The organism is Streptantibioticus rubrisoli (assembly GCF_024436055.1).
GTDB classification, from domain to species: domain Bacteria; phylum Actinomycetota; class Actinomycetes; order Streptomycetales; family Streptomycetaceae; genus Streptantibioticus_A; species Streptantibioticus_A rubrisoli.
Genome location: NZ_JANFNH010000021.1, coordinates 37093 through 62637, shown reverse-complemented (window position 1 = coordinate 62637; position 25545 = coordinate 37093). Strand labels below are relative to the sequence as shown.

At 71.7% G+C, this 25545-nt stretch carries 23 protein-coding genes; 5 read left to right on the top strand and 18 right to left on the bottom strand.

The annotated features are described in order from the left end of the window. Nucleotides 1–3: 3 nt before the first annotated feature. The 14 genes from hpnH to NON19_RS18370 all read right to left on the bottom strand — a co-directional run bounded on the left by hpnH (nucleotide 4) and on the right by NON19_RS18370 (nucleotide 15729). Nucleotides 4–1029 (bottom strand): adenosyl-hopene transferase HpnH, encoded by a 1026-nt coding sequence (gene hpnH, locus NON19_RS18435; RefSeq protein ID WP_255929446.1) that lies wholly within the window; start codon nucleotides 1027–1029, stop codon nucleotides 4–6. A 5-nt stretch (nucleotides 1030–1034) separates the two neighbouring features. Further along, on the bottom strand, nucleotides 1035–1697 hold the full coding sequence (locus NON19_RS18430; protein ID WP_255929445.1) for a phosphorylase family protein: 663 nt from the start codon (nucleotides 1695–1697) through the stop codon (nucleotides 1035–1037). Continuing rightward, the gene (shc, locus tag NON19_RS18425; protein WP_255929444.1) at nucleotides 1697–3709 is read right to left on the bottom strand and encodes a squalene--hopene cyclase; all 2013 of its coding nucleotides are present in this window, start codon (nucleotides 3707–3709) and stop codon (nucleotides 1697–1699) included. The genes NON19_RS18430 and shc overlap by 1 nt, the downstream gene beginning before the upstream one ends. 113 nt (nucleotides 3710–3822) lie before the next feature. Then, nucleotides 3823–4932, bottom strand: coding sequence for a polyprenyl synthetase family protein (locus NON19_RS18420; RefSeq protein ID WP_303653935.1), 1110 nt, complete (start codon nucleotides 4930–4932; stop codon nucleotides 3823–3825). Further along, nucleotides 4929–6362: a hydroxysqualene dehydroxylase HpnE gene (hpnE, locus tag NON19_RS18415; RefSeq protein WP_255929442.1), complete on the bottom strand. Its 1434-nt coding sequence runs from the start codon at nucleotides 6360–6362 to the stop codon at nucleotides 4929–4931. The genes NON19_RS18420 and hpnE overlap by 4 nt, the downstream gene beginning before the upstream one ends. A gap of 103 nt (nucleotides 6363–6465) precedes the next feature. Then, nucleotides 6466–7404, bottom strand: coding sequence for a presqualene diphosphate synthase HpnD (hpnD, locus tag NON19_RS18410; protein WP_255929441.1), 939 nt, complete (start codon nucleotides 7402–7404; stop codon nucleotides 6466–6468). Then, nucleotides 7401–8258 carry a squalene synthase HpnC gene (gene hpnC / locus NON19_RS18405; RefSeq protein WP_255929503.1) on the bottom strand — a complete coding sequence of 286 codons (858 nt, stop codon included), beginning with the start codon at nucleotides 8256–8258 and terminating at the stop codon, nucleotides 7401–7403. The genes hpnD and hpnC overlap by 4 nt, the downstream gene beginning before the upstream one ends. A 475-nt stretch (nucleotides 8259–8733) precedes the next feature. Further along, nucleotides 8734–9519 carry an ABC transporter ATP-binding protein gene (locus NON19_RS18400; protein ID WP_255929440.1) on the bottom strand — a complete coding sequence of 262 codons (786 nt, stop codon included), beginning with the start codon at nucleotides 9517–9519 and terminating at the stop codon, nucleotides 8734–8736. Then, the gene (locus NON19_RS18395; protein WP_255929439.1) at nucleotides 9512–10441 is read right to left on the bottom strand and encodes an ABC transporter permease; all 930 of its coding nucleotides are present in this window, start codon (nucleotides 10439–10441) and stop codon (nucleotides 9512–9514) included. The genes NON19_RS18400 and NON19_RS18395 overlap by 8 nt, the downstream gene beginning before the upstream one ends. A gap of 79 nt (nucleotides 10442–10520) precedes the next feature. Then, the gene (locus NON19_RS18390; protein WP_255929438.1) at nucleotides 10521–11411 is read right to left on the bottom strand and encodes a glycosyltransferase family 2 protein; all 891 of its coding nucleotides are present in this window, start codon (nucleotides 11409–11411) and stop codon (nucleotides 10521–10523) included. Continuing rightward, the gene (locus NON19_RS18385) at nucleotides 11408–12187 is read right to left on the bottom strand and encodes a CDP-alcohol phosphatidyltransferase family protein (RefSeq protein ID WP_255929436.1); all 780 of its coding nucleotides are present in this window, start codon (nucleotides 12185–12187) and stop codon (nucleotides 11408–11410) included. The genes NON19_RS18390 and NON19_RS18385 overlap by 4 nt, the downstream gene beginning before the upstream one ends. Beyond that, nucleotides 12165–13226, bottom strand: a complete 1062-nt coding sequence (locus NON19_RS18380) for an iron-containing alcohol dehydrogenase family protein (RefSeq protein ID WP_255929434.1) — start codon at nucleotides 13224–13226, stop codon at nucleotides 12165–12167. The genes NON19_RS18385 and NON19_RS18380 overlap by 23 nt, the downstream gene beginning before the upstream one ends. Continuing rightward, entirely contained in the window at nucleotides 13214–13951 is a 738-nt protein-coding gene (locus tag NON19_RS18375) for a phosphocholine cytidylyltransferase family protein (protein WP_255929432.1), read from the bottom strand. The genes NON19_RS18380 and NON19_RS18375 overlap by 13 nt, the downstream gene beginning before the upstream one ends. Further along, nucleotides 13948–15729 (bottom strand): DUF5941 domain-containing protein, encoded by a 1782-nt coding sequence (locus tag NON19_RS18370; RefSeq protein WP_255929502.1) that lies wholly within the window; start codon nucleotides 15727–15729, stop codon nucleotides 13948–13950. Before NON19_RS18370 ends, NON19_RS18375 begins: the two co-directional genes overlap by 4 nt. A 344-nt stretch (nucleotides 15730–16073) precedes the next feature. Between NON19_RS18370 and idi the strand changes: the two genes are divergently transcribed. Further along, complete coding sequence (gene idi / locus NON19_RS18365) at nucleotides 16074–16703, top strand: isopentenyl-diphosphate Delta-isomerase (RefSeq protein ID WP_255929430.1); 630 nt, start codon at nucleotides 16074–16076, stop codon at nucleotides 16701–16703. Nucleotides 16704–16711: 8 nt separating this feature from the next. Here the strand turns inward: idi and NON19_RS18360 are convergent, their stop codons facing one another. Continuing rightward, on the bottom strand, nucleotides 16712–17188 hold the full coding sequence (locus tag NON19_RS18360; RefSeq protein ID WP_255929428.1) for an ATP-binding protein: 477 nt from the start codon (nucleotides 17186–17188) through the stop codon (nucleotides 16712–16714). Between the two features lie 344 nt (nucleotides 17189–17532). Between NON19_RS18360 and NON19_RS18355 the strand changes: the two genes are divergently transcribed. The 3 genes from NON19_RS18355 to NON19_RS18345 are packed head-to-tail and all read left to right on the top strand — an operon-like array spanning nucleotide 17533 to nucleotide 20832. After that, nucleotides 17533–18366, top strand: coding sequence for an enoyl-CoA hydratase/isomerase family protein (locus NON19_RS18355; RefSeq protein ID WP_255929426.1), 834 nt, complete (start codon nucleotides 17533–17535; stop codon nucleotides 18364–18366). Between the two features lie 9 nt (nucleotides 18367–18375). Then, nucleotides 18376–19236, top strand: a complete 861-nt coding sequence (locus NON19_RS18350; RefSeq protein WP_255929424.1) for an SCO6745 family protein — start codon at nucleotides 18376–18378, stop codon at nucleotides 19234–19236. Between the two features lie 42 nt (nucleotides 19237–19278). Beyond that, the gene (locus NON19_RS18345) at nucleotides 19279–20832 is read left to right on the top strand and encodes a hypothetical protein (protein ID WP_255929422.1); all 1554 of its coding nucleotides are present in this window, start codon (nucleotides 19279–19281) and stop codon (nucleotides 20830–20832) included. A gap of 192 nt (nucleotides 20833–21024) precedes the next feature. On the opposite strand, the gene NON19_RS18340 is transcribed toward NON19_RS18345, so the two are convergent. The 3 genes from NON19_RS18340 to NON19_RS18330 all read right to left on the bottom strand — a co-directional run bounded on the left by NON19_RS18340 (nucleotide 21025) and on the right by NON19_RS18330 (nucleotide 24606). Next, on the bottom strand, nucleotides 21025–21933 hold the full coding sequence (locus NON19_RS18340) for a DMT family transporter (protein WP_255929420.1): 909 nt from the start codon (nucleotides 21931–21933) through the stop codon (nucleotides 21025–21027). A gap of 180 nt (nucleotides 21934–22113) precedes the next feature. Continuing rightward, entirely contained in the window at nucleotides 22114–22881 is a 768-nt protein-coding gene (locus NON19_RS18335) for a TSUP family transporter (protein ID WP_255929418.1), read from the bottom strand. Between the two features lie 87 nt (nucleotides 22882–22968). Further along, nucleotides 22969–24606: an ABC-F family ATP-binding cassette domain-containing protein gene (locus NON19_RS18330; protein WP_255929416.1), complete on the bottom strand. Its 1638-nt coding sequence runs from the start codon at nucleotides 24604–24606 to the stop codon at nucleotides 22969–22971. A gap of 33 nt (nucleotides 24607–24639) precedes the next feature. On the opposite strand from NON19_RS18330, the gene ddaH reads away from it, so the two are divergent. Further along, a complete protein-coding gene (gene ddaH, locus NON19_RS18325; protein WP_255929415.1) occupies nucleotides 24640–25416 on the top strand; it encodes a dimethylargininase in 777 nt (258 codons plus the stop codon). Nucleotides 25417–25545 lie beyond the last annotated feature (129 nt).

Genomic DNA, 25545 nt, shown 5'->3' with positions numbered 1-25545 from the left:
GGCTCAACCCCGGTTTCCGGCAACGGTGTCGCGTGCGGCGCGCAGCGACTCCTTGAGCGAACCCATGGTGGCGAAGACGGCGGTGGGCTCGTAGCCGCAGTGCGCCATGCAGTTGTCGCAGCGCGCGTCCTTTCCACGGCCGTACTTGTCCCAGTCGGTCTTCTCGATCAACTCCTTGTAGGTGGGGACGTATCCGTCGCTCATCAGGTAGCAGGGGCGTTGCCAGCCGAACAGCGAGTAGTTGGGGATCGCCCAGGCGGTGCAGGGGAAGTCCGCCTTGCCCTCCAGGAAGTCCAGGAACAGCGGGCTGTGGTTCAGCCGCCAGCGTTTCCGGTTGCCGCCCGCGAAGGCCTTCTTGAACAGCTCGCGGGTCTGCTCGACACCGAGGAAGTGGTCCTGGTCGGGCGCCTTCTCGTAGGCGTAGGCGGGCGAGATCATCATCTCGTCCACCTTCAGCTCGTCGTTGAGGTAGTTGAGTACCTCGATGACGGTCTGCGGGGTGTCGGTGTTGAAGAAGGTCGAGTTGGTGGTCACTCGGAAGCCGCGCCGCTTGGCCTCCTTGATCGCGGCCACGGCCTCGTCGAACACGCCCTCCTTGGCCACGGACTCATCATGGCGCTCGCGCAGTCCGTCGATGTGTACCGCGAAGGCGAAGTACCGGGAGGGAGTGAACTTGTCCAAGTTCTTACGGAGCAACATCGCATTGGTGCACAAGAAGACGTATTTCCTTCTGTCCACCAACTGCCGTACGATCTCGTCAATCTGTGGGTGCATCAGCGGCTCGCCACCGGCGATCGACACCATCGGCGCACCGGACTCAAGGACGGCGCCCACCGCCTGGGCGACCGGCATGCGCTGCTTGAGCACGCCCGCCGGGTGCTGGATCTTGCCGCAGCCCTCGCATTTGAGGTTGCACGCAAAGAGCGGTTCAAGTTCCACGATCAAGGGGAACTTCTCGCGCCGACGAAGCATTTTCTGTTCAAAGAGGTAGGTCCCGACCCGGACGGTCTGACGGAGCGGCATGGCCATCTGGCTCACCTCCAAGGGAGCTCGGTAGAGCGGTGCCAATCAAGAAAGGCGGGAAGAATAGACCTCAACACGCGGAACGCGTTGATTCCTGTGCGCAGCGTCGCGACACGCAGGAGTTCGTACTCAGGGGTGTCCACAACGACACGGACGGCGGTCACCGGACGCGGCCCCGCGGCGAGGGCCGCGTGCTGCACGGCGGCCGACTCCATGTCGACCGCCGTCGCCCCGGCCGCGCGCAGCGCGGATCGCTCCGCGCCCCGGACCACATGGTCGGACCCGGCGATCCGCCCGGTGTGGACGGTGACCCCCAGCCGGGTCAGGGCGGCGGCCAGCGGCGCGCCGTCGGCCGTGCGGTCGTCGACGACCACGTCGCCGGGGGCGACACCGGGGGCCAGCCCGGCGCAGAACCCGGTGGCGAGCACCGCCGCGCGGTGCAGCGCGGGGTTATCGCGCAGCGCCCGGGTCACCGCGCGCCGCGCGGCCCGCGGCCCCATGCCGGTGCGCAGCAGCGCGACCGGAGCGGCCGCGCCGGAGCGGCTTCCCCGGCGCAGCGCGGCGGCCTCGATGCCCAGCGCACAGACGATCAGCAGCGGCCCGCGACCGAGGTCCGCACCGTCCGGCCGTTTCTCCACGTCGGGTGGTATCGGCTCGGTTTCGGACCGGTACATCAAGCGGCCTTCCCCAGCGGGGCGGCGGCCTGCAGGGAGGGTTCACCGTGCAGGTAGCGACCGAGCGCTGTGACCGGGAAGACCATCCGGTACAGGTGGTAGTTGATGGAGAAGTCCCAGGGGAAGCCGGTGCCGGTGAAGTACGGCTCGTCCCAGGAACCGTCGGGGGCCTGGGTCTGGGCGAGCCAGCGGATGCCGCGCTCGACCGCCTTGCCGTCCCGCTCGCCCGCGGCCAGCAGGGCCAGCAGCGCCCAGGCGGTCTGCGAGGCGGTGGAGGTGCCGCGGGCGATCCAGCCGGTGTCGGCGTAGGAGCGCAGGTCCTCGCCCCAACCGCCGTCGGCGTTCTGCACGCTCTCCAGCCAGCTGACCGCTTGGCGGATCGCCGGATGCGACGCCGGAATCCCGGCGGCGACCAGCGCGGGCACCACCGAGCCCGTGCCATAGACGTAGTTGACGCCCCAGCGGCCGAACCAGGAGCCGTTGGCCTCCTGTTCGGACAGCAGCCACTCCACGCCGCGTCGGGTGCGCGGGTCGTCGGCCAGGCCGACGGCGGCCAGCATCTCCACGACGTGCGCGGTGACGTCGGCCGACGGCGGATCGATGACCTCGCCGAAGTCGCAGAACGGCAGCAGGTTGGGCAGTCGGCTGGTGTTGTCCACGTCGAACGCGCCCCAGGCGCCGTTCTTGGACTGCATGCCCAGCACCCAGCGCGTGCCGCGCTCGATGGCGGTTCGAAGCCTGGCCCGATCGGGGTGGGCGATGCGCCTGAGCGCCAGCACCACCTCCGCGCTGTCGTCGATGTCCGGGTAGTTGTCGTTGTGGAACTCGAACGCCCAGCCGCCCGGCGGCAGTTGGGGACGGCGCACCGCCCAGTCACCGCTGCGGATGATCTGCTCGTCCAGCATCCAGCCTGCCGCCTTCACCAGCGCCGGGTGGTCGGCGGGCAGCCCGGCGTCGGCCAGGGCGATGGCGGCCAGACAGGTGTCCCACACCGGGGACTGGCAGGCCTCGATCATCCGGCTGCCGTCCTCGTGCCACACCGCGAAGCGGTCCAGCGACTCAAGCCCGGCGCGCATCACGGGGTGTTGCATGTCGTAGCCGAGCAGGTGCAGGGCGATCAGCGAGTAGACGGCGGGCGGTTGGATGCCGCCCCAGCAGCCGTCGTTCTCCTGCCGCTCGATGATCCAGCGGGCGCACACGTTCAACGCGGTACGGCGCAGCGGCTTGAGGTTGACCCTGCGGTAGGCGTGCAGCGCCTTGTCCAAGCGCTGGAAGACGCCCTCCCAGCTGGTCAGCGGGGCGGTCGGGCGGGGCGGGTTGGGCCGGGCGGGATCGGTGTGCAGCTCGTCCAGCGAGAACGGCGCGGGGCGCACCGGGCGGTGGGCGCCGACCACGGTCAGCGGCACGATGGTCTGCCGGGCCCACTGGCCGAAGGAGTAGATGTTGAGCGGGAACCACTTGGGCAGGTAGATCAGTTCCGGCGGCAGTTCGGGCAGGTCCTCCCACCGCCACCAGCCGAACAGGGCCAGCCAGATGCGGGTGAAGACCCGGGTGGCGGCGATGCCGCCCTGTTCGCGCACCCAGGCCGAGGCCTTCGCCATGTGCGGCGCGTCGGGTTGGTCACCGGCGAGCCGCAGTGCGGTGTAGGCCTCGACGGTGGTGGACAGTTCGCCCGGGCCGCCGTAGAACGTGGCCCAGGTTCCGTCCTCCCGCTGCTGGGAGCGGATCCAGCGGGCGCCCGCCTCAAGGGTCCTGTCGTCCTGGATACCCAGGAACTGACGGAGCATCAGATCCTCGGCGTCCATGGTGACGTTGGTCTCCAGGGCACCCTTCCACCATCCGTCCTCGTGCTGGGCGGCGAGCAGATAGGAGGTGGCCCGCTCCGCGGTGCGGGCCGCCATCTCGTCCAACTCCGGTACGGAGTCGGCCGCGGAGGCCGGGGTCGATGTTTTGTTGGCCGAGGTGACACGGGGTGACGATGATCCCGCGCTGCCGTCGGTCGTCGCTGTCATGGCTTCCCCTTCTGCACAATGCGCTGGTGGGGCTTCCACCGCACGTCGCTGCGGACGTGCGGTCGGCGACTGGGTTAAGTCGTCGGACTGTGATAAGTCGTCGGTTGCCTTGGTCATCTTTCTCGTACCACAACGAAGTCGGCGAGAGCGAAGAGGTTTTGCCGGGTTTCTTCGGGCATGGCGACCCCCCGCAATGCGTCCAGCGCCGTCGCGTGCTGGCGGCGGGCTTCCCGCGCGGTCCACTCGCGTCCGCCCGCCTCTTCGATCAACGCGGCGCGGTCGGCGAATTCTTCCTCGCTGAAGTCGCCGATTTCCGGGTTCTTGGCGTCGGCGGCCAGCAGTTCGGCGAGCCGCTCGGCGGCGGCGCCCTCGGCGGCCAGCGCGGCGACGACCGGCAGCGACTTCTTGCGCTGCCGCAGGTCGCTCCAGGTCTGCTTGCCGGTGACGGCGGGCTCGCCCCAGATGCCCAGCAGGTCGTCCACCGCCTGGAACGCCAGGCCCAGGTGGTAGCCGTACGCCTCCAGGGCGTCGGCGGTGGCCTCGTCGGCGCCGCCGAGCACCGCGCCGATGGAGGAGGCACAGGCCAGCAGGGCGCCGGTCTTGTTGCCCTCCATCTCCAGGCACTCCTCGACGGTGACCCGCTCGCGGTGCTCGAAGGAGATGTCCTGGGCCTGACCGTCGATCAGCTTGCGGGTGGCGGTGGTGAGCCGCTTGGTGGCGCGCAAGGCGTCGTTGGTGCCGACCTCCAGCAGGATCTCGTTGGCCAGCGCGAACAGCGCGTCGCCGACCAGGATCGCCTGCGCCGGGCCGTGCACCTTCCACACGGTGTCGCGGTGACGGCGTTGCTCGTCGCCGTCCATCAGGTCGTCGTGCAGCAGCGAGAAGTTGTGCACCAGCTCGACGGCGACCGCTCCCGGGATGCCGGTCTCGGGCGCGGCGCCCGCGGCCTGAGCGGACATCAGGGCGAGGGCGGGGCGTACCGCCTTGCCGCTGTCGCCGTCGGTGGGGCGTCCGGTGGCGTCGATCCAGCCGAAGTGGTAGGCGGCGACGGTGTTCATCGGAGGCGCGAGCCGGTCCACCGCCGCGCGGAGCACCGGGGTGGACATCGTCCGCCCGCGCTCCAGCAGCGCGGTGACGCCGTCGTGCGCCTCGGGCGCTGCGACCTGCTCGTGGGCCGGGGTCACGTGTTCTCCTTGGGTCTTATGGATGTCCTGGTGGCTCATGCGGCCGTCAACTCCCCGTCCGGAGCGGGCCTGCCGAGTTCCGTGAGCGCTTCCCTGGCGGCCCGCAGGCCGCTGCGCACGGCGCCCTCCATGGTCGCGGGCCAGCCGGTGGCGGTCCACGCGCCGGCCAGGTACAGGCCGGGCGCCTGGGTGCGGGCCTGGGGGCGCAGTCTGCCGACGCCGGGGGTGGGGGCGAAGGTGGCGGTGCGTTCCCGGGTCACGAAGAAGTCCCGTACCGTGGCGCCGCGCGCGGCGGGCAGCAGCCGCTCCAGCGCGGGCAGGTACTTCTCCCGCAGCTCGCTGACGGGACGGTCGATGTCGTCGTGCGCGGCCGACTGGGACAGCGCCAGGTACTGGCAGTGCTGTGCTCCCGGGGAGCCCGTCATCCCGGAGGTGTGGGTGCGGTCGAAGACCCACTGCACCGGGCTGTCCAGGGCGGCGAAGAAGGGCCGCTGGGTGACCGTGCGGTCGTAGACGACATGGATGTTGAGGATCGGTGCGGTGCCGATGCTCAGCAGCGCGCCGGGGTCCGCCAGCGCGCCGTCCGGCAGCAGACCGTGCGCCTCGCGCTGCGGTACCGCCAGCACCACGGTCGCGGCGGTCAGCCGCTCGGCGCGGCCGGGGCCGGTGGCCAGCTCGACCTGCCAGCCGCCGTCCGCCGCGGGCCGCAGCGCGGTCGCCCGGCCGCGCAGTACGGTGCGCACGCCCGCCTTGTCCAAGGCGGCCTGGGCGCGGCCGTGGTGCAGGTCGCCCAGCGGCGCGGTAGCCCAGCCGATGTCGGCGGCGCCGGGATGGGACAGCAGCCCGGTCTTGAACACCATGGCGGCCAGCGCCAGCGAGGACTGCTCGGCGGTGGCGTTGAGGGTGGCGATGCCGACCAGGTCCCACAGCGCGGCGACGGTGCGCGGTGACTGGCCGCGGTCCCGCAGCCAGCTGGCGAAGTCGGTCTCGTCCAGCGCCGGGTCGTCCAGGTCGAGACCGCGCAGCGCCAGCGCGGCCCGCCCGACCTTGGCTCGCTCGGCGAGCGACAGGTGCGGGTACGTGGCGAGCGACGCGGCCAGGTGCAGCGGTACCGGCAGCGCGGCGCGGCGCAGCCGTCCGAGCCGGGCGCGGCGCGCGTCCAGCACCGGTACGTCGAGCCGGTCCTGGAGGGTGACCAGGTCCTGGGCGGCGATCCGGTCCAGGAACCACTGGTAGGCGGTGCAGCACCGCAGGAACACGTGCTGGCCGTTGTCGACCGTCAACTCGCCGATGGGCGTGGCGCGTTGGAACGAGAAGGCGAGCCCGCCGAGCCTCGGTCGGCCCTCCACCAGGGTGACCCGCAGCCCGGCGTCGGCGAGGGTGAGCGCGGCCGTGGTGCCGGCCAGCCCGCCGCCGACCACCACCGCCTCCGGTGGCCGCGCGGCCTGGGGTGCCGCGTGCTCGCTCATGCCCGCCCCCGTTCACCGCCGCCGTGTGGCGGCGCAGTGAGGGACGCGCGGCGGCTCGGCAGGGTTGAGTGACCGTGCGTGGCGTTCGGTGGTACGTGGTGCATCAGGCGCGCCCCCTGGCGATCTGCCTGGCGTCGAGCCCCGCGAGGCCGCGCAGCGCGACGTACGCCTTCTCGCGGCCGGGCAGGGAGACCCGGCCGCGCAGCACGGCCTCGGGGTCGGCGGCGATCCGCTCCAGCAGTCGGCGGTAGATCCCGGCCATGGCGGCGACGCAGGCGCCGCTGCGCCGGTCGAGCATGGGCAGCAGCCGGAAGCCCTCGTCGAACAGCGCCCGGGCGCGGCGGACCTCGAAGTGCATGAGTCCGGTGAAGTCGGAGCCTTCCGGCGGCCGCGAACTGTGGAACCCGGCGGAGCAACCGAACTTGGCGAGGTCCTCGGCGGGCAGATAGCTGCGTCCGTTGGCCGCGTCCTCCCGTACGTCCCGTAGGACGTTGGTGAGTTGGAGGGCGAGGCCGAGCGTGTTGGCGTACTCGGCGGCCCGTTCGGCCTCGGGTGCGCCGGGCACGGTGCCGAACACGCCGAGCGAGAGCCGTCCGATGGCCCCGGCGACGCAGCGGCAGTAGTCCTTCAGGTCGTCCCAGGTCTCGTAGGACTCACCGCGTACGTCCATCAGCACGCCGTCGATGAGTTCGTCCAGGCCGCCGAGCGGCAGCGGGAAGCGGCGCGCGGCGTCGGCGAGCGCGACCGCCACCGGGTCGGTGTCGTCCTCGGCGATCTCGCCGTCCCGGATCCGGCCGAGCAGCGCTCTGGTCTCCTCCAGCCGGACCTGCTTGACGGCCGGGTCGAGGTCGCCGTCACCGATGTCGTCCACCCGGCGGGAGAACGCGTACAGCGCCGACATGGCCTGGCGCTTCTCGCCGGGCAGGAGCCTGATGCCGTACGCGAAGTTACGGGCCTGCTGCCCCGTCACGGTCTCGCAGTACCGGTACGCAGCGAGCACCGGCGCGGACGTGTGCGCGGTACCGTCCACGGTCCGGCTCACCCCTCTCGTCGCAATGTGGAGCCCACCTCACGCAGCAGTCCGAGCTTGGTGGCCTTCGGCGGCCCGGGCAGCACGTCGTACCTGGCGGCCGCGACCGCCGCGAGCGCGGCCCGGCCTCCGGCGACAAACCCGGCGAGCAGCAGCTTCAGCCTGCCGTGGACGCTACCCACCAGCGGGGTGCCTTCATTCAACAGATCCCCGGCGCGTTCCGCTTCGAATTTCACCAGGGCACGCACCTTCGCGCCGCCGGTGGGGGCGGCCAGGTCGGCCTCGGTGACGCCGAACCGCGCCATGTCCTCAGCGGGCAGGTAGACGCGGTCCCGGCGCAGGTCCTCGGCTACGTCCTGGAGGTGCTCGACGATCTGCAGGGCGGTGCACACGGCGTCGGAGCGGCGGATCCGCTCGGGGGTGGCGGTGCCGGTGATGGCGAGGACCAGTCGGCCCACCGGGTTGGCGGACAGCTCACAGTAGGCCAGCAGGTCCGCGTAGCCGGGGTAGCGGCTGACCCGCTGGTCCTGGCGGTTGGCCTCGATCAGGCCGAGGAACGGCTCGGGGGTGAGCCCGTGGCGGCGGACGGTGGGTTGCAGTGCGCGCAGCAGGGGGTGGCCGGGGGTGGCGTCGAAGACCCGGCGCAGGTCGGCCTCGAAGGCGTCGAGCATGGCGAGCCGGTCGGCGGCCGCCTCGCGCGGCAGGCCGAGCCACACCGCGTCGTCCCGGCCGGGCGGCAGGTCGCCGTCGCCGATGTCGTCGACCAGCCGGGCGTAGCCGTAGACGGCCATCAGGTCGTCGCGCCAGGCGCGCGGCAGGAAGAACGGCGCTACCGGGAAGTTCTCACGGGCGGCCTTGTCCAGCACGGCTCGGGACTGCGCGGCCCGCGACCGGGCGGCCTCGTCGGCCGGTCCGGCGCCCACCCGCGCGGTCACCACTGGACGCCCCGGGTGCGAGCGGCGGACGCGCCTCGGAGCTGGATGTTCTGCGTCGTCATGGCCGCCACATCCCCCGTTCTACACCGATCCCTAGGATCTTCCCATTTCGGACACGCCGCTCCCAATACCGCCCCTCCATTCCGGCTCACACCGTCCTTCGCGCCTACCCTCCCCACCGGGGGGACAGACCATCGGTATTCCGGCGCCGAGCACCGCCCCAGCGTACGCCGTACAGTGATCCGCCGTACGCGGGGGTGGTACGCGAGAACCACCGGGACGAAGAACAAGCCGGGGGTTGCGAATCTTCCCTTGCACCCCATGAGTTGCCGCGCAGCACGCTATCGGCCTCCGCCGACGCTGTCGGCGGAGGCCGGGGAAAAGTCCACGCGGTATGCCGGGACGGCTATTTGCCGCCGGTGTGCTCCTCGTACGCCTCAAGCACCTCTTCGGTCGGGCCGTCCATCCACAGCTCGCCCTTCTCCAGCCACAACACCCGATCACAGGTGTCCCGGATCGACTTGTTGTTGTGACTCACCAGGAACACCGTCCCGGCCTCCGCCCGCAACTCCCGGATCCGCTCCTCCGACCGCCTCTGAAACGCCCGGTCCCCCGTCGCCAGCGCCTCATCGATCATCAACACATCGTGCTGCTTGGCCGCCGCGATCGAAAACCGCAACCGCGCCGCCATCCCCGACGAATACGTCCGCATCGGCAGCGAAATGAAATCACCCTTCTCATTGATCCCCGAGAAGTCCACAATGTCCTGATACTTCTCACGAATCTCGGAATTACTCATCCCCATGGCCAAGCCGCCCAGGATGACGTTCCGCTCCCCCGTCAGGTCATTCATCAACGCCGCGTTAACACCCAGCAGCGACGGCTGCCCATCGGTATAGACCCGACCCCGCTCCGGCGGCAGCAACCCCGCGATCGCCCGCAGCATCGTCGACTTACCCGAACCGTTCGAACCGATCAGCCCGACCGCCTCACCCCGGTACGCCACGAAACTCACCCCGCGCACCGCGTGCACCTCACGCACGTTCGGCGAGGTCTTCCGCTGTACGATCCGGCTCAACGCCGCCGTGGCACTGCCCTTGCCACTACCCGCGCCATGCACCCGGTAGACGATGTGCAGATCGTCCACGATCACCGTGGGAACCCGCTCGGTCCCCTGCTGCTGCTCAGCCACGACCGTACTGCTCCTCAGCCTTCCAGAAGAACACGAAGCCCCCGATACCGGCGACAACCGCCCATGCCACGGCGGTGATCCACACGTGGTGCGGCAGTTGCGCGGAGGTGAAGCTGTCGATCAGCGCGAAGCGGATCAGGTCGATGTACACGGCGGCCGGGTTCAGGTCGAGCAACACGCCGGCCGCGGTCGGCAGATGCTTGACGACCTTGTCGATCGCGTAGAACACGCCGGAGACGTACATCCAGGTGCGCAGCAGGAACGGCATCAGCTGGGCGAGGTCGGTGACCTTGCTGCCCAGCCGGGCCACGTACAGCGCGACACCGATGTTGAAGACGGACTGCAGCACCAGCGCGGGTACCAGCAGGAACCAGGAGAACTGCGGGACCTCACCGGTCATCAGCACGATGGAGACCAGCACGATCATCGAGTACAGCAGTTGCTGGAGCTGGATGAGGGTGACCGAGATCGGCAGCGCGGCCCGCGGGAAGTGCAGCGCGCGGATCAGCCCGAGGTTGTCGGAGATCGCCCGGGTGCCGGCGAGCACCGTGGACTGGGTGAAGTTGAAGACGAAGACGCCGGTGACCAGATAGGCGATGAAGTTGTCGATGCCATGGTCGGTCTGCAGCAGCACGCCGAAGATCAGGTAGTAGACGGCCGCGTTGAGCAGCGGCGTCATCACGTTCCAGATCTGGCCGAGCCGCGCCTTGGTGTACTGGGCGCTCAGCCGGGCGATGGAGTACGCCACGATGAAGTGCCGACGTCCCCACAACTGGCGTACGTACTCCGGCAGGCTCGGCCGGGCGCCGCTCACCGACAGCCCGTACTTGGCCGCCAGCTCGGCCGGTGACAGTCCGCCGTCAGCGGCCGTCACCGGCGGGGTGCTCACGGCGACCGCGCCCTCATGCGTGGTATCGCTCACAGTTGACACTTTCGTCCTCATGGTGCACGGGCCGGGGCGGGATCCCGGTCCGTGCCCGATGCGTTTCCATCCGAGCTTGTCAGATGACGGGTGGTCGTCCCAGTCGGGTCAGCCGCCAAACCGTACGCCACTTCATTGTGTGACGCGGGCCACAGGGAGTGGTCCACCCCTCCTTGAAGCCGCCCACCCAGGCCCGTAGCGCCTGCCGGGACGGGCGCCGGGCGATGGTGAGCAGGATCCAGGTTCCCAGATAGAGCGGCACCAGGGGAGCCGGAAGGTTCCGCCGGGCCAGCCAGACCCGGTTGCGGGCCACCATCCGGTGGTAGACGGCATGGCGGCTCGGCGCGGTCGCCGGATGCTCCAGCACCATGTCCGACCGGTAGTCGACCATCCAGCCCGCGTCCAGCGCACGCCAGGCCAGGTCGGTCTCCTCGTGCGCGTAGAAGAACTCGTCGGGCAGCCCGCCGACCTGCTGGAACACCTCGGTGCGCGCCGCGCTGGCGCCACCCAGGAAGGTGGTGACCCGGGAGGAGCGCATCGGGTCCGAGGCGCGCAACCGGGGTACGTGGCGGCGCTGCGTGGTGCCGGTGGCCGGGTCGGTGATGCGGAAGCTGATGATGCCCAGCCGCGGGTCGGCGTTGAACGCCTCCCGGACCAGTTCCGCGGTGTCGTCGTTGGGCAGGAAGCCGTCGTCGTCCAGGAACAGGATCGCGTCTACCTCGCACCCGCCGGGACCGAACGCCTCGATGCCCACGTTGCGTCCGGCCGGGATGCCCAGGTTCTCCGGCAGCTCAACGGTCCTTACGCCGTCGGGGAGTTCGGGCAGCGGTGATCCGTTGCCGACCACGACCACCTCTACCGGCTCGCCGCGCTGCTTGGCGACGGAGTCCAGCAGAGCGCGCAGCTCCGCGGGGCGGTTGCCCATGGTGAGCACCACCGCGCCGAGCTTCCTCACCCGGCGGGCCGTCATCGCAACCTGCTAGAGGCCAGGATGGACACCAGGTGCAGCACGGTCTGCAGCACCGCGATGGCGGCGAGCACGGCGACGCCCAGCCGCGAGAAGAACAGGTCACCCCTGACCGTGTCCGCGACCGCCAGCACCAGGATCAGCAACGACGCCTCGATCCCCAGCACCAGCCGGTGGAACTTCAAGGCGGCGGCGGCCCTGCGGGCCAGCGCCAGACCGGACGAACGCGGCTCGGACGCCGCCTCCTTGACCGGTGGCAGCCCGCCTTGGTGCCGGGCGACGCCGACGAGGTCGGTCTCGGCCTTGATCAGGATCGCGCCCAGTGCGGCGAGGGTGCCGAGGAAGGCCCACAGCCAGTCGATCCGCCCGGGCCCCCACAGGTCGGCGGCGCGCAGGCCGAAGCCGACCAGGACCGCGGCGTCGGTCAGATAGGCGCCGACCCGGTCCAGGTACACACCGCCGAGCGAGAACTGCTGCTTCCAGCGGGCGACTTCACCGTCGACGCAGTCCAGCAGCAGGTACAGCTGGACCATCAGCACGCCGAGCACGGCGCCCGCGATGCCCGGCACCAGCAGGGCCGGGCAGGCCAGGACGCCGAAGACGGTCATCAGGTAGGTCAGCTGGTTGGGCGTGACCCGGGTGTTCACCAGGTGCCGGTCCACCCGCAGCGAGATCTCCCGCATGTAGACGCGCCCGGCCCAGTGCTCACCGCTGCGCCGGTCCTTCACCCCGGCGGGGTGGACGACCGGCCGCAATTCAGCTACCGATGGCTTTGACATAGTCCGCGTACGCATCCCTGATCGCGTCGGTGTCGAGGTCCAGGTGTTCCAGGATCGTGTACCGCCCGGGGCGGGTCTGCGGCGCGTACTCCACCGCGGTCACGAACTCGGCGTCGGAGAAGCCGATTTCGCCGGGAAGCACCGGCAGGCTGTGCCGCCGCAGCACGTCGGCGATGTTGCGGGCCTCATCGGCGGCACCGCGCAGGTACATCGCGAACGCCGCGCCCATGCCCACCTGTTCACCGTGCGAGGCGGCCCGCTGCGGATACAGCAGGTCGAAGGCGTGGCTGATCTCGTGGCAGGCGCCGGACGACGGGCGGGTGTCACCGCTGATCGCCATGGCGATGCCGGAGAGCACCAGGCCCTCGGCGAGCGTGGTCAGGAAGTCGTCGTCGCGGATGGTGCCCGGGTGCCGCAGCACCGACTCACCCGCGCTGCGGGCCATCGCGGCGGCCAGACCGTCGATGGGCTCACCGGTCTCGCGGTGCGACAGCTCCCAGTCCGCGATGGCGGACAGGTTGGAGACCGCGTCGCCGATGCCGGAGCGCACGAAGCGGGCCGGGGTCTGCCGGATCACGTCCAGGTCGATGACGAGCGCGATCGGCTGCGGGACGCCGTAGGAGCCGCGGCCGTTGTCGTTGTCCAGCGTGGACACCGGCGAGCAGATGCCGTCGTGCGACAAGTTGGTCGCCACCGCCACCATGGGCAGCCCGACCCGCGCGGCCGCGTACTTGGCCACGTCGATCACCTTGCCGCCGCCGAGCCCGACCACCGCGTCGTAGCGCTTGCCGCGCATCGCGTCGGCCAGCTCGACGGCGGAGTCCAGCGAGCCGCCCGCCACCGAGTACCAGTCGGCGCCCGGCAGTTCGGGGGCGAGCCGCTCGCGCAGCTTCTGGCCGGAGCCGCCGCTGATGGCGAACGCGAGCTTGCCCGAGCTGGAGACGCGCTGGTCGGCGAGGAGACCGGCCAGGTCGTCCAGCGCTCCGGCGGTGATGTCGACGACGACCGGCGAGGGGATCAGCCGGGTCAGTACAGGCACGCGATCTCCCGGGCCCGCTTGAGGTCGTCGTGGTTGTCGATCTCGACCCAGGAGACCTCGCCGATGGCGGCGGTGTCGACCTGGAAGCCGCGGTTGACCAGTTCCTGGTAGCCGTCCTCGTAGTACAGCTGCGGGTCCCGCTCGTAGGTGGCCTTCAGCGCGTCCGCGAGCGCCGCGGCGGCCTGGGACTCGATGAGGGTGACGCCGATGTACTCACCGGTGGCCTCGGCCGGGTCCATCAGCTTGGTGATCCGCCGCACACCCTTGCCGTCGGCGGTGACGACCTTCATCTCCTCGTCGGCGAGCTTCTTCACCGTGTCGAGGGCCAGGATGATCTGCTGCCCGTTGCCGCGGGCGGCCAGCAGGGTGCGCTCCACGGAGGCGGGGTGGACGGTGTCGCCGTTGGCGAGGATCACGCCCTCGGTGAGCACGTCACGGGCGCACCACAGGGAGTAGGCGTTGTTCCACTCCTCGGCCTTGTCGTTGTGCACCAGGTGCAGCTTGACGCCGTACTTCTTCTCCAGCGCCGCCTGGCGCTCGACGACGGCCTCGCCGCGGTAGCCGATGACGACGGCCGCGTCGGTGAGCCCCACCTCGGCGAAGTTGCCCAGGGTCAGGTCGAGGACGGTGGTGTCGCCATCGACGGGGACCAGGGCCTTCGGCAGGGTGTCGGTGTAGGGGCGAAGACGCCGTCCGGCGCCGGCCGCCAGCACGAGGCCGATCATGTGGGTTCTCCTGTTTCGTCGTGTACCGCGGGTGCTCCGGCCGAGCCCCAGAAACGGATGGACTCGGTGAGCACCACCAGCGCCAGGTATCCGGCCAGGATCGCCAGCGCCGTTGGCAAAGCTGCCGTTGGCAAAGCTGTGGTGTGCGCGAGCAGAGCTGCCGCCGCGGTGACCACCAGCAGCCTGCCCTCGTGGCCGCCGGTCGCGCGGACCAGGGCTCGTGGAGGCGCACCGGTGCCGCCGCGGATGCGGTACACCGTGTCGTAGTGATGGTAGGCGACGGCCGCCACCAGCCCGAACGCCGCCGGAAGCGCGCCGGGCACACCGGAGCGCGCGGCGAGCGCCAGGATCACGGTGTACTCGGCGGCGCGCAGGATCGGCGGGACGAGCCAGTCGAGCGCGCCCTTCAGCGGTGCCGCGACCGCAACCGCCGAGGTCAGGCAGTACGCCCCCGCGCCGGCCACCGGCAGCCAGGAGCCGTACGGGGCGAACAGCGCGGTCGCCAGCGCCGCGGCGGCACCTGTGGCGGCGGTCACGGGCGCGGCGACGGACGGCAGGACGCGCGAGGCCAGCTCCGCCAGCGGCCCGGAGTCGGCCAGGTCGGCCAGCGCATGCGCGGCGCGGTCGGTGCGCCGCGCCTTCCTGGTCACCGAGCGCAGTACCCGGCCCGCGGTGGTGTAGCAGGCGGCGAAGGAGCAACCGGCGAGCAGGGCGTAGAAGACGATGCGCGGGGTGGTGGCCGCGGTCAGCACGGCGATCAGCGCCCAGCGCTCGCCGATCGGCAGCACGATCATCCGGCGCACCCACACCGTCCAGCCGACGCCGTCCAGCCGGTCGGAGAGCGCCGCGGTGGGGCTGGTGTTGGCGGCCGCCCCGTCTTCGAAGTGGGCGGCCTCGTTGAAGGAGAAGTCCACGACATGGCGGCAGGTCTGCAGCACCATCGCGCCGAGCGCCAGTGCCCACACGTCGTCGCCCATCCTGGCCGCGCCGATCGCCAGGCCCGCGTAGTACGCGTACTCCTTGGCCCGGTCGAAGGTGGCGTCCAGCCAGGCGCCGAGGGTGGAGAACTGCAGGGAGTACCGGGCCAGCTGGCCGTCGGTGCAGTCCAGGAAGAACGAGGCCAGCAGCAGCACGCCCGCCGCCACGAACCCGGCGCGGGTTCCGGTGGCCGCGCAACCGGCGGCGATCAGCGCGACCAGCAGCGAGGCGGTGGTCACCTGGTTCGGGGTGAGGCCGCGCCGGGCGCACCAGCGGGCCAGGTAGCGCGAGTACGGGCTGATGAAGAACGTCGTGAAAAAGCCGTCGCGCGACTTGACGGCGGTGCGCAGCCGCACCTCCTCGTCATCGACGGCGGCGACCGCGCTACGGGCCCGGGCGCGGGCCGCCTCGTCGGTGGGCACGGCGGCGGTCAGGACGCCCAGTTCCGGGCGGTGTACCGGGATGCCCGCCCGGTCCAGCGCGGCGGCCAGCTCGTCGGGGCCGGACTGGCGGTCGGCGGCCAGGCACAGCTGGTCGCGGGCGGCGGCGGTGACCCCGAGGGCGCCGGGGACGGCGCCCGCCGGGAAGCGCGGGTCGGTCAGGGCGAGCCGCAGCGCGTGCCGGTGCCCGGTGAAGCGGCGGTCGACCACGGCGACCCTGGCCCCGGCGGGCGCGGCCTTGAGGTGGCCGACCAGGTCGGCCGGGCTGTCCGCGGCGACCACGTCGAAGCCGAGGAGGCGCAGATCGTCCTCCACGGTCGAGTCCGCGACCGGCGGACCGGTGAGGATGGCGGTCGACAGACGAACTCACTCCCTGATGGGTCAAGGCGACGGCAAGGTCCCGCGTGGCTGCTGCACCTCGGCGTCCGGATTCCGGACGCGCCTGCGTCCCGCCACGGCAGGTCGCTCGGCGGGTTCGACGGCTGAGGCTATCGGATCCCCGGAAGGCACCGTTCACCGCACGTTCACCGCCGCCCGACGGCAGCCCACGCGGAGGGGCGGCACAGCGGACACTCCAGCATGGGCGAGGGGCGGGTGTGGCGACAAACCGCCGGTGCGCCGGGTACTGAACCGGCGGGGGTACGGCGGTGTGCGGCAGACTTAGGGACCTCGTACGTCATGAGCGTCAAGAGCGAAGGATGGCCATGCCGATCAGTCCCGCCACCGGCCGGCCCGGCGACCCAGCGACCACCGGTCCGTCGTCCACCGGGTCGTCGTCCAACGGCAGCTCCGCACAGATCCAGCTGGAGCTGGTCGACGAGGACGGTGTGACCATCGGCACCGCGGAGAAGCTGTCCGCGCACCTACCGCCGGGCAGACTGCACCGGGCGTTCTCGGTCTTCCTCTTCGACGATCAGGGGCGGCTGCTGATGCAGCAGCGCGCGCTCGGCAAGTACCACTCGCCCGGTGTGTGGTCCAACACCTGCTGCGGCCACCCGTACCCGGGCGAGCAGCCGTTCGTCGCGGCGGCCCGGCGCACCGCCGAGGAGCTGGGCGTCGCGCCCGCGCTGCTGCGCGAGGCCGGAACGGTGCGCTACAACCACCCGGATCCGGCCTCGGGCCTGGTGGAGCAGGAGTTCAACCACCTGTTCGTCGGCCTGGTCCGGGCCGAGCCGCGGCCCGACCCGGAAGAGGTCCACGACACCGCGTTCGTGACCCCGGCCGGGCTCGCCGAACTGCGTGAGCGGACGACGCTGTCCGCGTGGTTCGGCACCGTGCTGGACGCCGCGCTGCCCGCGGTACGGGAGCTGACCGGCCCCTCAGCGGGCTGGTAGGGCCTCGGTCACAGCAGCGGCGCGGTCAGCGGAAGGGCCGCCCAGACCACCTTGCCGCCCGCCGGGGTGTGTTCGACGTCACAGGCGCCGCCCGCCTCGGCGGTGATCGCCTTCACCAGCAGCAGACCCCGGCCGCCGGTCTTGGCGTAGTCCGCCTCCAACGCCTTGGGGCGGTAGGGGTGGTCGTCGGCGACTGCGACCCTGATCCACTGCGGCCCCACGGTGATCTCCACGGTGATCTGCGGGGAGAGCACGGCGGCGTGCCGTACCGCGTTGGTGACCAGTTCGGAGACGATCAGCAGCAGGCCGTCCACGGTCTCGGCGGCGACCGGGACGCCCTGCCGGGCGAGCAGATCGCGCACCGCGTGCCGTACCTGCGGTACCGAGGAGTCCACGGCCGGGGCGGTGAACCGCCAGGCGCCCGCGTACGGACAGGGGGCGGCTCGTTCCGCGCCCGGAACCGCCCGCTGGGCTTCCGGGGACATGGGTTCGGGCGGGGTTCTCCCGCAGACCGTCATGACAGCACCAGCCCTCGCTGACGTTCCCCGCAGTCCCGCCGAAGTCCCCACTTGCCGGGGCGACGGGAACCGCCTCATATGTGAAGAGTGTTGGGGTCATCAGGCCCCCGCCGTTGCGCTGACCACAAGTCAGCGTGTCTCGACGGGTCTTGACCGATTCAGACCGTCTACAGTGAGTGACCAGAGCGGTCTTGCGGCTTTTGCTCGCTAATTTCGGGGGGTTGTCCGAGAGACTGACATTAGGATCGGCCGGATCGGACCCCCGGCCGGGCACCCCGACCGGACCGCCGCCCCGGACAGGAGAAAGCCGCATGGCAGAGCCCGGCCTGTTGCTCGACCACGCCGACGGCGCCGCCACGGCGACCATCACCATCAGCAACCCGGCCAAGCGCAACGCCATGACCCCGGACATGTGGCGGCAGTTGCCGCCCCTGCTCGACCAACTGGCCGCCGATCCCTCGGTACGGGCGGTCGTACTCACCGGCGCGGGCGCAACGTTCTGCGCGGGCGCCGACATCGAGACGCTGCGCGGCCAGTCGGACCCGGGCGCTCCGGCGGTGGTCGCGGAGGAGGCGCTGGCGGCGTTCCCCAAGCCGACGATCGCGGCGATCCGCGGCTTCTGCGTGGGCGGTGGCTGCCAACTGGCCGCCGCCTGCGATCTGCGGTTCGCGGCGCGGGGCGCCCGGTTCGGGGTGACACCCGCCAAGCTCGGCATCGTCTACCCGGCGTCGTCCACCCGCAGGCTGGTCGGCCTGGTCGGTCCGGCGACCGCCAAGTACCTGCTGTTCTCAGCCGAGTTGATCGACGACGAGCGGGCGCTGCGCACCGGACTGGTGGACGAACTACTCGAAGCGGACGGACTGGACGCGCGGGTGGCGGAGTTCACCGGCATCCTCGCCGGCCGCTCCCAGCTGACCCAGGCCGCGGCCAAGGAGTTCACCGCGATGGCGCTGGGCACCGCCCCCGCCGACCCCGGGCGGCTGGCGCACTGGGCGGAGCAGGCCCGCGACGGCGCGGAGCGCGCCGAGGGGGTGACCGCCTTCCTGGAGCGCCGGGCACCGAGGTTCACCTGGACGGTCGAGGCGGCCCATACCGACCGCCCGGCACGGCGAGGACGCCTCGGCAACGGTTCTACCGGCGGGTAACGTGACGCCATGACGACTCTCACCCTGCGCGCGTCACGGCGTTGCTACAACGCCCTCAACCCGCTGCACTCGGCCTTCTACTTCGCGCCAGAGCACGACGACGAGTTGGCCGCGCTCGGACTCGAACGCGGGTCGATGGCGTACTTCGCCGGGCGCGCCGCGCCGATGGGCGCCGTCGGTGCGGGCACGGTCACCGCGACGTTCTACAACTTCCACCCCGATCTGGTCGCCCGGCACATCCCGCGCGCCTGGCACGCCGCGTCGCCGCGCGTCGTACTGGAGGCCCGGCTGCGCATCACCGACGCCTTCCTGCGGCGGCTGCTGGGCCCGGAGGCCATCGCCTCCCGGCAGTTGACCGAGGCCGCCGAACTCGCGCTACGGGCCACCGAGGCCTGCGGCCGCCCCGGTCGACCGCTGTACTCGGCCAACGCCGACCTTCCGGTGCCCGACGCCCCACACCTGGCGCTGTGGCACGCCGCCACACTGCTGCGCGAGCACCGCGGTGACGGGCATCTGATCGCGCTCGCCGAGGCCGACCTCGACGGACTGGAGGCCCTGGTGACGCACACCGCCACCGGCAAGGGCTTCACCCGCTACTTCTCCCAGGCCACCCGCGGCTGGTCGGCGCAGGAGTGGTCGGCGGCCGAGGACCGGTTGCGGGAGCGCGGCCTGCTGGATTCGGCGGGCGAACTCACCGAAGCCGGTGTGGAGCTGCGGCGCACCATCGAGGACGACACCGACCGGCTGGGCTTCGCCCCCTACAAGCACCTGGGCGCGGAGTACGCCGAGCGGCTCACCGAACTGGTCGCACCGTTCACCAAGGCGGTCCTGGCGGCGGGCGCGCTTCCGGTCAAGCACATGGGCAAGTGACGGCAGCACTGCCGACAGCGGGCGCCGCGCTCGTGTGATGGGGTGGGTCAGCGACAATACCGCGAGCGCACCGACCAGGAGATGCCGATGACACTCGCCGGGACAGCAGCGATACGCGGTCGGACGGCCGGTTCCACGGCCGCCCGGGTCCGCCGCGATCCGCGTCTGGCGGTCGTCGCCGCGCTCTACACCGTCACGCAACTGGTGTTCGCGGCGCCCGGCCGCTCGCTCGCCTGGGACGAGTCGATCTACTTCTCACAGGTCGACCCGCGCTCCCCGGCCGCCTTCTTCAGCGCGCCGCGGTCGCGCGGGGTGACCCTGCTGGGCGCGCCGGTGGCGGCGTTCACCTCCGATCCGCTGGTGCTGCGCACCTTCCTCGCGGTGCTCTCCGGACTCGCGCTGTTCGGCGCCTTCGCCGTCTGGCGGCGGCTCGTCGGCCCCGGCACCTCGGCGCTGGCGGCACTGCTGTTCGCGGGGCTGTGGGTCACCGTCGAGTACGGGGCGCAGATGATGCCCAACCTGTGGGTGGCCTTCGGCGCGGTGGCCGCCACCGGGTTCTTCCTGCTGGCGGTACGGGAGGGCCCACGGCGGCGGTACCTGGCCGGGCTCGCGCTGGCGGTGGGCTGGGTCACGCTGGTACGCGCCCCGGACGGGGCCTGGCTGGCGCTGCCGCTGCTCGGCGGAGTGGTGCTGGTCAGGGACTGGCGGCGCTGGCGGGTCGCGGCGGCGGTCATCGTGGGGCTGGCGGCCGGGCTCGCCGAGTGGATCGCGGAGGCGTACGCACGGTTCGGCGGGGTCCTGGAGCGGCTGGCGGACTCCGACGCGATAGAAGGCGGCCTGGGCTTCTCCTGGAACGTGGGCAACGCGCTGCGCAGCGCGGACGGGCCGCTGCTGTGCCGCCCGTGCGACGTCGGCTATCCACCGGTGGCGCACATCGCCTGGTGGCCCGCGCTGCCGCTGCTCGCGGTGGGCGGCGTCGCGGTGGCGGCCCGGGCCGGTCGGCTGGCCGGTGCGCTGCTGCCGGTGGTGTGCGCGCTGTCGCTGTCGGCCTCGTACCTGTTCCTGATCCCGTACGCGGCGCCGCGGTTCCTTCTTCCGGCCTACGCGCTGCTGGCGCTGCCGGTCGCCGGGGCGCTGGCGGCCGGGGCGCAGTGGGTACGCCGCTCGCCGACGCCGCCGCGGATCGCGGCCGCCGTGGTGGCCGGTGCGCTGCTCGCCGGGCACTGGTACGTGCAGGGGGAGATCCTGGATCGGCAGATCCGTTCCGCCAAGGCGAACGTCGGCGAGTACCGGGCGGTCGCCGACGCGTTGCGGCGGATCGGCGTCCGGCCGCCGTGCCTCGTCGCGGGTGACTCGCAGCCCATCGCCTACGACGCGGGCTGCGCGTCGTCGCTGCGGTCCAACCCGCGCAGCGACGCTTCGGAGGCGTCCGGGCCCGAGGTGGTCCGGGCCGCCCGGGACCGCGCGGTGGCGATCCTGGTCCCGCCCGGCGGCTCCGCCCCCTCCTACGCCCCCGGCTGGCAACGCCGCCCGCTCACCGGCTCCGCCGCGGTCACGGGGTGGTCCGCGTATGTGCCTCCCGCAGGGGTGCGGTGAGTGGGGTTGCGCTCATACCGCCGGTCCGGTAGCTGGGTGGTTGCGCGCCGTCCCGACGGTCAGAGATTCGGGGGCTTCGCCCCCGCGGCCCCAAAGCCCAAGCCCCTTACCGCCGCGACGGCGCGCGACCACGCAGCTACCTGCCCGGCGGCACCGAACCGGCCGAAACCAGGGCGAACCCCGACCAGAGGGTCACCCGTCGACCGGGGCGCGGGCGGCGTGATCCGCGGGATGCGGATCACGCACCGCGCAGGGCCCCTCCGGCATCGCCGGATGGCTCCCCAGCAGCACGATCCCGACCACGATCGCCAGCAACCCTGACGCCTGCCAGGCCAGCGCCCCCGGCGTCACCCGCAACCGGTCGCCCAGGAACCCCACCCCGCAGGCGATACCGGCCAGCGGCTGCGCCGCGGTGAGCGCGGGCAACGACGACCGCAGCGGCGCCGTCTCGAACGCGCTCTGCACCAGCAGCAACCCGGTCAGCCCGAGCGCCACGATCGCATACGGCTGCCAGTGCACGAACAGCACCGCGACCCCGTCGCTGTGAACGAACTGCACCGAGATCCGGGTGAGCGCGTCCTGCAACCCGTACAGCAGCCCCGCGGCCAGCGCCAGCACCGTCGCCTCCAGGGTGGGCCGCAGCCGTCTGCCGAGCGCGGTCAGCAGCACCGCCAGCCCCACGAAGGTACCGAACAGCACCCAGTGCCGCAGCGGCCCGGCGAGCTGGCCGTCCCCGGACGGACGGCCCGCCACGATGAACGACGTCACCCCGAGCGCCAGCACCACCACCCCGGCCCAGCCGCTCCAGCCCAGCGGCTGGCCGGAGAGCCATCTCGACAGGCCCATGGCGAACACCAGGTTGGTCGCGGTGAGCGGCTCCACCAGGGAGATCTCGCCGTGCGCCAGTGCGAGCGCGCCCAGCACCATCCCGGCGACCATGGCCGCGATCCCGATCACCCACTCCGGCATCCGCAGCAGGTCGAGCAGCAACCGGAAGGACAGGAAGTCCGCCAGCGGCGCGCGTTGCGCGGCCCGCTGCTGGAGTACGAAGCCGAAGCCGAGGCAGCAGGCGGCACTGAGCCCGAGCAGGAATACGACCACGACGTCACCCTCTCCGGCTCGAACCGACCTCGGGCGCCGCGCGTGGGCGCCTGCCTCTACAACGGCTGTGCGGTCTCCGCAGTGCCGACGATAGCGTCCGGCGCAGGCGTCAGCGACCTCCCGCCGGTATCCACCACCGCCCCCAGCCGACGCGCTACGCGCGACAGTGCCCATACCGCATCAGTGCCACTGGTCGTAGCCGAGCTTCGCCACGAGCAGCACGACGACCACGAGCAGCGCGTACCGGACGAACGAGGCACCCTGCTTCAGCGCCATCCGGGCACCCAGCGCGCCGCCGGTCACGTTGCCGACGGCCATGGCGGCGGCGAGCAACCACAGCACGTGTCCCTGCACCACGAAGACGATGAGCGCCCCGAGGTTGGTCCCGACGTTCACCACCTTGGCCATCGCCGAGCCGTGCACGAAATCGGCGCCGAGCACCAGCAGGAAGGTGATGATGAGGAAGGTGCCGGTGCCCGAGCCGATCACCCCGTCGTAGAAGCCGATGCCCGCGCCGCTGAGCGCCGCCGCGGTCACCGCGCGGGAGCGGCTGAGCCGTACCGGCGCGTGGGTGCGGCCGAAGTCGGGGCGCAGGGTGACGAACGCGCCGACGGTCAGCAGCGCCGCCATGATCACCGGCCGGAACACGCTGCTGGGCAGCGCGGTGGCCACCAGCGCGCCACCGGACGCCGCGGGCAGGGCGACCGCCGCCGCTAACCCCACGAATCTCCAGTTGACATCCGTCTTGCGCAGGTAGGTGATGGTCGCCGACGTGGTGCCGGTTATCGCCACCGCCTTGTTGGTACCGAGCACGGTGGCGGTGGGCAGGGTGGGGAACGCCACCAGCATCGCCGGGAGTTGCAGCAGGCCGCCGCCGCCCACCACCGCGTCTATCCAACCGGCGGCGACGGCGACGGGTATCAGCTGCAAGGCGTCCAGCGCGGTCATTCGGCCCCCACCCTTCGGCTCCTTCGGCCAGGTAACCGATCATGCCGGATGCGGCAGGCGGCCGACGCGGCCACCCCCACGTCAGGCTCAGGCCTCGACGACCTTGCCGTCCGCCACTTCGATCCGCCGGTTGGTGCGCACCGCGCCAAGCATCCGGCGGTCGTGGGTGACCAGCAGCAGCGTGCCGTCGTAGGAGGCCAACGCGGACTCCAACTGCTCGATGGCGGGCAGGTCAAGGTGGTTGGTGGGCTCGTCGAGCACCAGCAGGTTCACCCCGCGCCCCTGCAGCAGGGCCAGCGCCGCCCGGGTCCGCTCCCCCGGCGACAGTGTGGCGGCCGGGCGGAGCACATGGTCGGACTTCAGCCCGAACTTGGCCAGAAGCGTACGGACTTCGGCCGCCGCCATCTCCGGCACGAGGGCGCCGAACGCGTCCAGCAGCGCCTCATCTCCGTAGAAAAGCCGCCGCGCCTGGTCCACCTCCCCGACGACCACTCCGGGCCCCAGCGAGGCCGCGCCCGCGGTCAGCGGGATCCGGCCGAGCACGGCGCCGAGCAGCGTGGACTTGCCGGATCCGTTGGCGCCGGTGATCGCGATCCGGTCGGCCCAGTCGACCTGGAGGTCCACCGGCCCCAACTGGAAGGCGCCGAGGCGTACTTCGGCGCCGCGCAGGGTGGCCACCACCGCACCGGCGCGGGGTGCGGCGGCGATGCTCATCCGCAACTCCCATTCCTTGCGCGGTTCTTCGACCACGTCGAGCCGCTCGATCATGCGCTCGGTCTGCCGGGCCTTGGCTGCCTGCTTCTCAGTGGCCTCCACCCGGGCGCTGCGGCCGAGCTTGTCGTGGTCGGTGGACCTGCGGCGGGCGTTCTTCACGCCCTTCTCCATCCAGGCGCGCTGCATACGGGCCCGGGCTAGCAGGTCGGACCGGGTCTGCGCGTACTCCTCGTACTCCTCGCGGGCGTGCCGTCGGGCGACCTCGCGCTCCTCCAGGTAGGCCTCGTAGCCGCCGCCGTAGACGTTCACCTGCTGCTGGGCGAGGTCGAGTTCGACCACGCGGTTCACGGTGCGGGTGAGGAACTCGCGGTCGTGGCTGACCACGACGGTTCCGGCGCGCAGCCCGGTGACGAAGGCCTCCAGCCGCTCCAGGCCGTCCAGGTCGAGGTCGTTGGTCGGCTCGTCCAGCAGGAAGACGTCGTACCGGCTGAGCAGCAGGGAGGCGAGTGAGGCGCGGGCGGCCTGGCCGCCGGACAGCGAGGTCATCGGCTGGTCGAGGTCGACGGTCAGGCCGAGGTCGGCGGCGACGGTGTCCGCGCGGTCCTCCAGGTCGGCGGCGCCGAGGGAAAGCCAGCGCTCCAGTGCGGTGGCGTACGCGTCGTCGGCACCCGGCGCACCCTCGACCAGCGCCTCGGTGGCGGCGTCGAGTGCGCGCTGGGCGGCGGCCACACCGGTGCGGCGGGCGAGGAAGGCGCGTATCGTCTCGTCGGGCCTGCGCTCCGGCTCCTGCGGCAGATGGCCGACCACCCCCGTGGGCGGGCTGAGCCGCAACGTTCCCTGTTCCGGTGCGTCAAGACCGGCGAGCAGCCGCAGTAGCGTGGACTTCCCGGCGCCGTTGGCCCCGACGAGCCCGATGACATCACCGGGTGCGACGACGAGTTCCAGACCGGAGAACAGGATGCGGTCGCCGTGTCCTGCGGCGAGGCCCTTGGCGACGAGAGTGGCACTCATAAGGGAGCAAATGCTAGCTGGAGGTGCGGTTCCGTGCCCAGTAAGAAGGCCCTCGTCCGACGTCCCAGCCCCCGTCTCGACCAGGGGTTGGTCAGCCATATCGGACGCGAACCGATCGATGCCGCGCTGGCGCTGCGCCAGTGGGAGGGCTATGTCGAGGCGCTGCGGGCGCACGGCTGGCAGACGGTGGAGGTCGCTCCCGCCGATGAGTGTCCGGACGGGGTGTTCGTGGAGGACACCATGGTCGTCTTCCGCAACGTCGCGCTGATCTCCCGGCCGGGCGCTCAGTCCCGTAGACCGGAGACGCAGGCGGCCGAGCGGACCGCGGTCGGGCTCGGGCTGTCCATCAACCACGTCCGTGAACCGGGGACCCTGGACGGCGGTGATGTGCTCAAGGTGGGCGACACGCTGTACGTGGGCCGCGGAGGTCGTACCAACGCGGCCGGTGTACGGCAACTGCGTGCCGTCTTCGCGCCGCTGGGCGCCCGGGTGGTGGCCGTTCCGGTGAGCAGAGTGCTGCATCTGAAGTCGGCGGTGACCGCGCTGCCCGACGGTACGGTGATCGGCCATCCGCCGCTGGTGGACGACACGTCGGTGTTCCCGCACTTCCTGCCGGTGCCGGAGGAGGCTGGCGCGCACGTCGTCCTGTTGGGCGGGGACCGGCTGCTGATGTCCGCTTCCGCGCCGAAGACGGCCGATCTGCTGGCCGCGCTCGGCTACACGCCGGTCCCGGTCGACCTCACGGAGTTCGAAAAGCGCGAGGGCTGCGTCACATGCCTCTCAGTCCGCGTCCGGGAGTTGTACGAGTAGCTCCGCTTGTACGGGTAGCTCCGCTGGTCGCGCCCGCTCCGGCACCGCCGGTCCCCACCGTGGGGGTTACTCACCGCCGCGGCGGTGAGCACCCCCCCGCGCCGTGGCCCGGCGGTGCCGGACCAACCG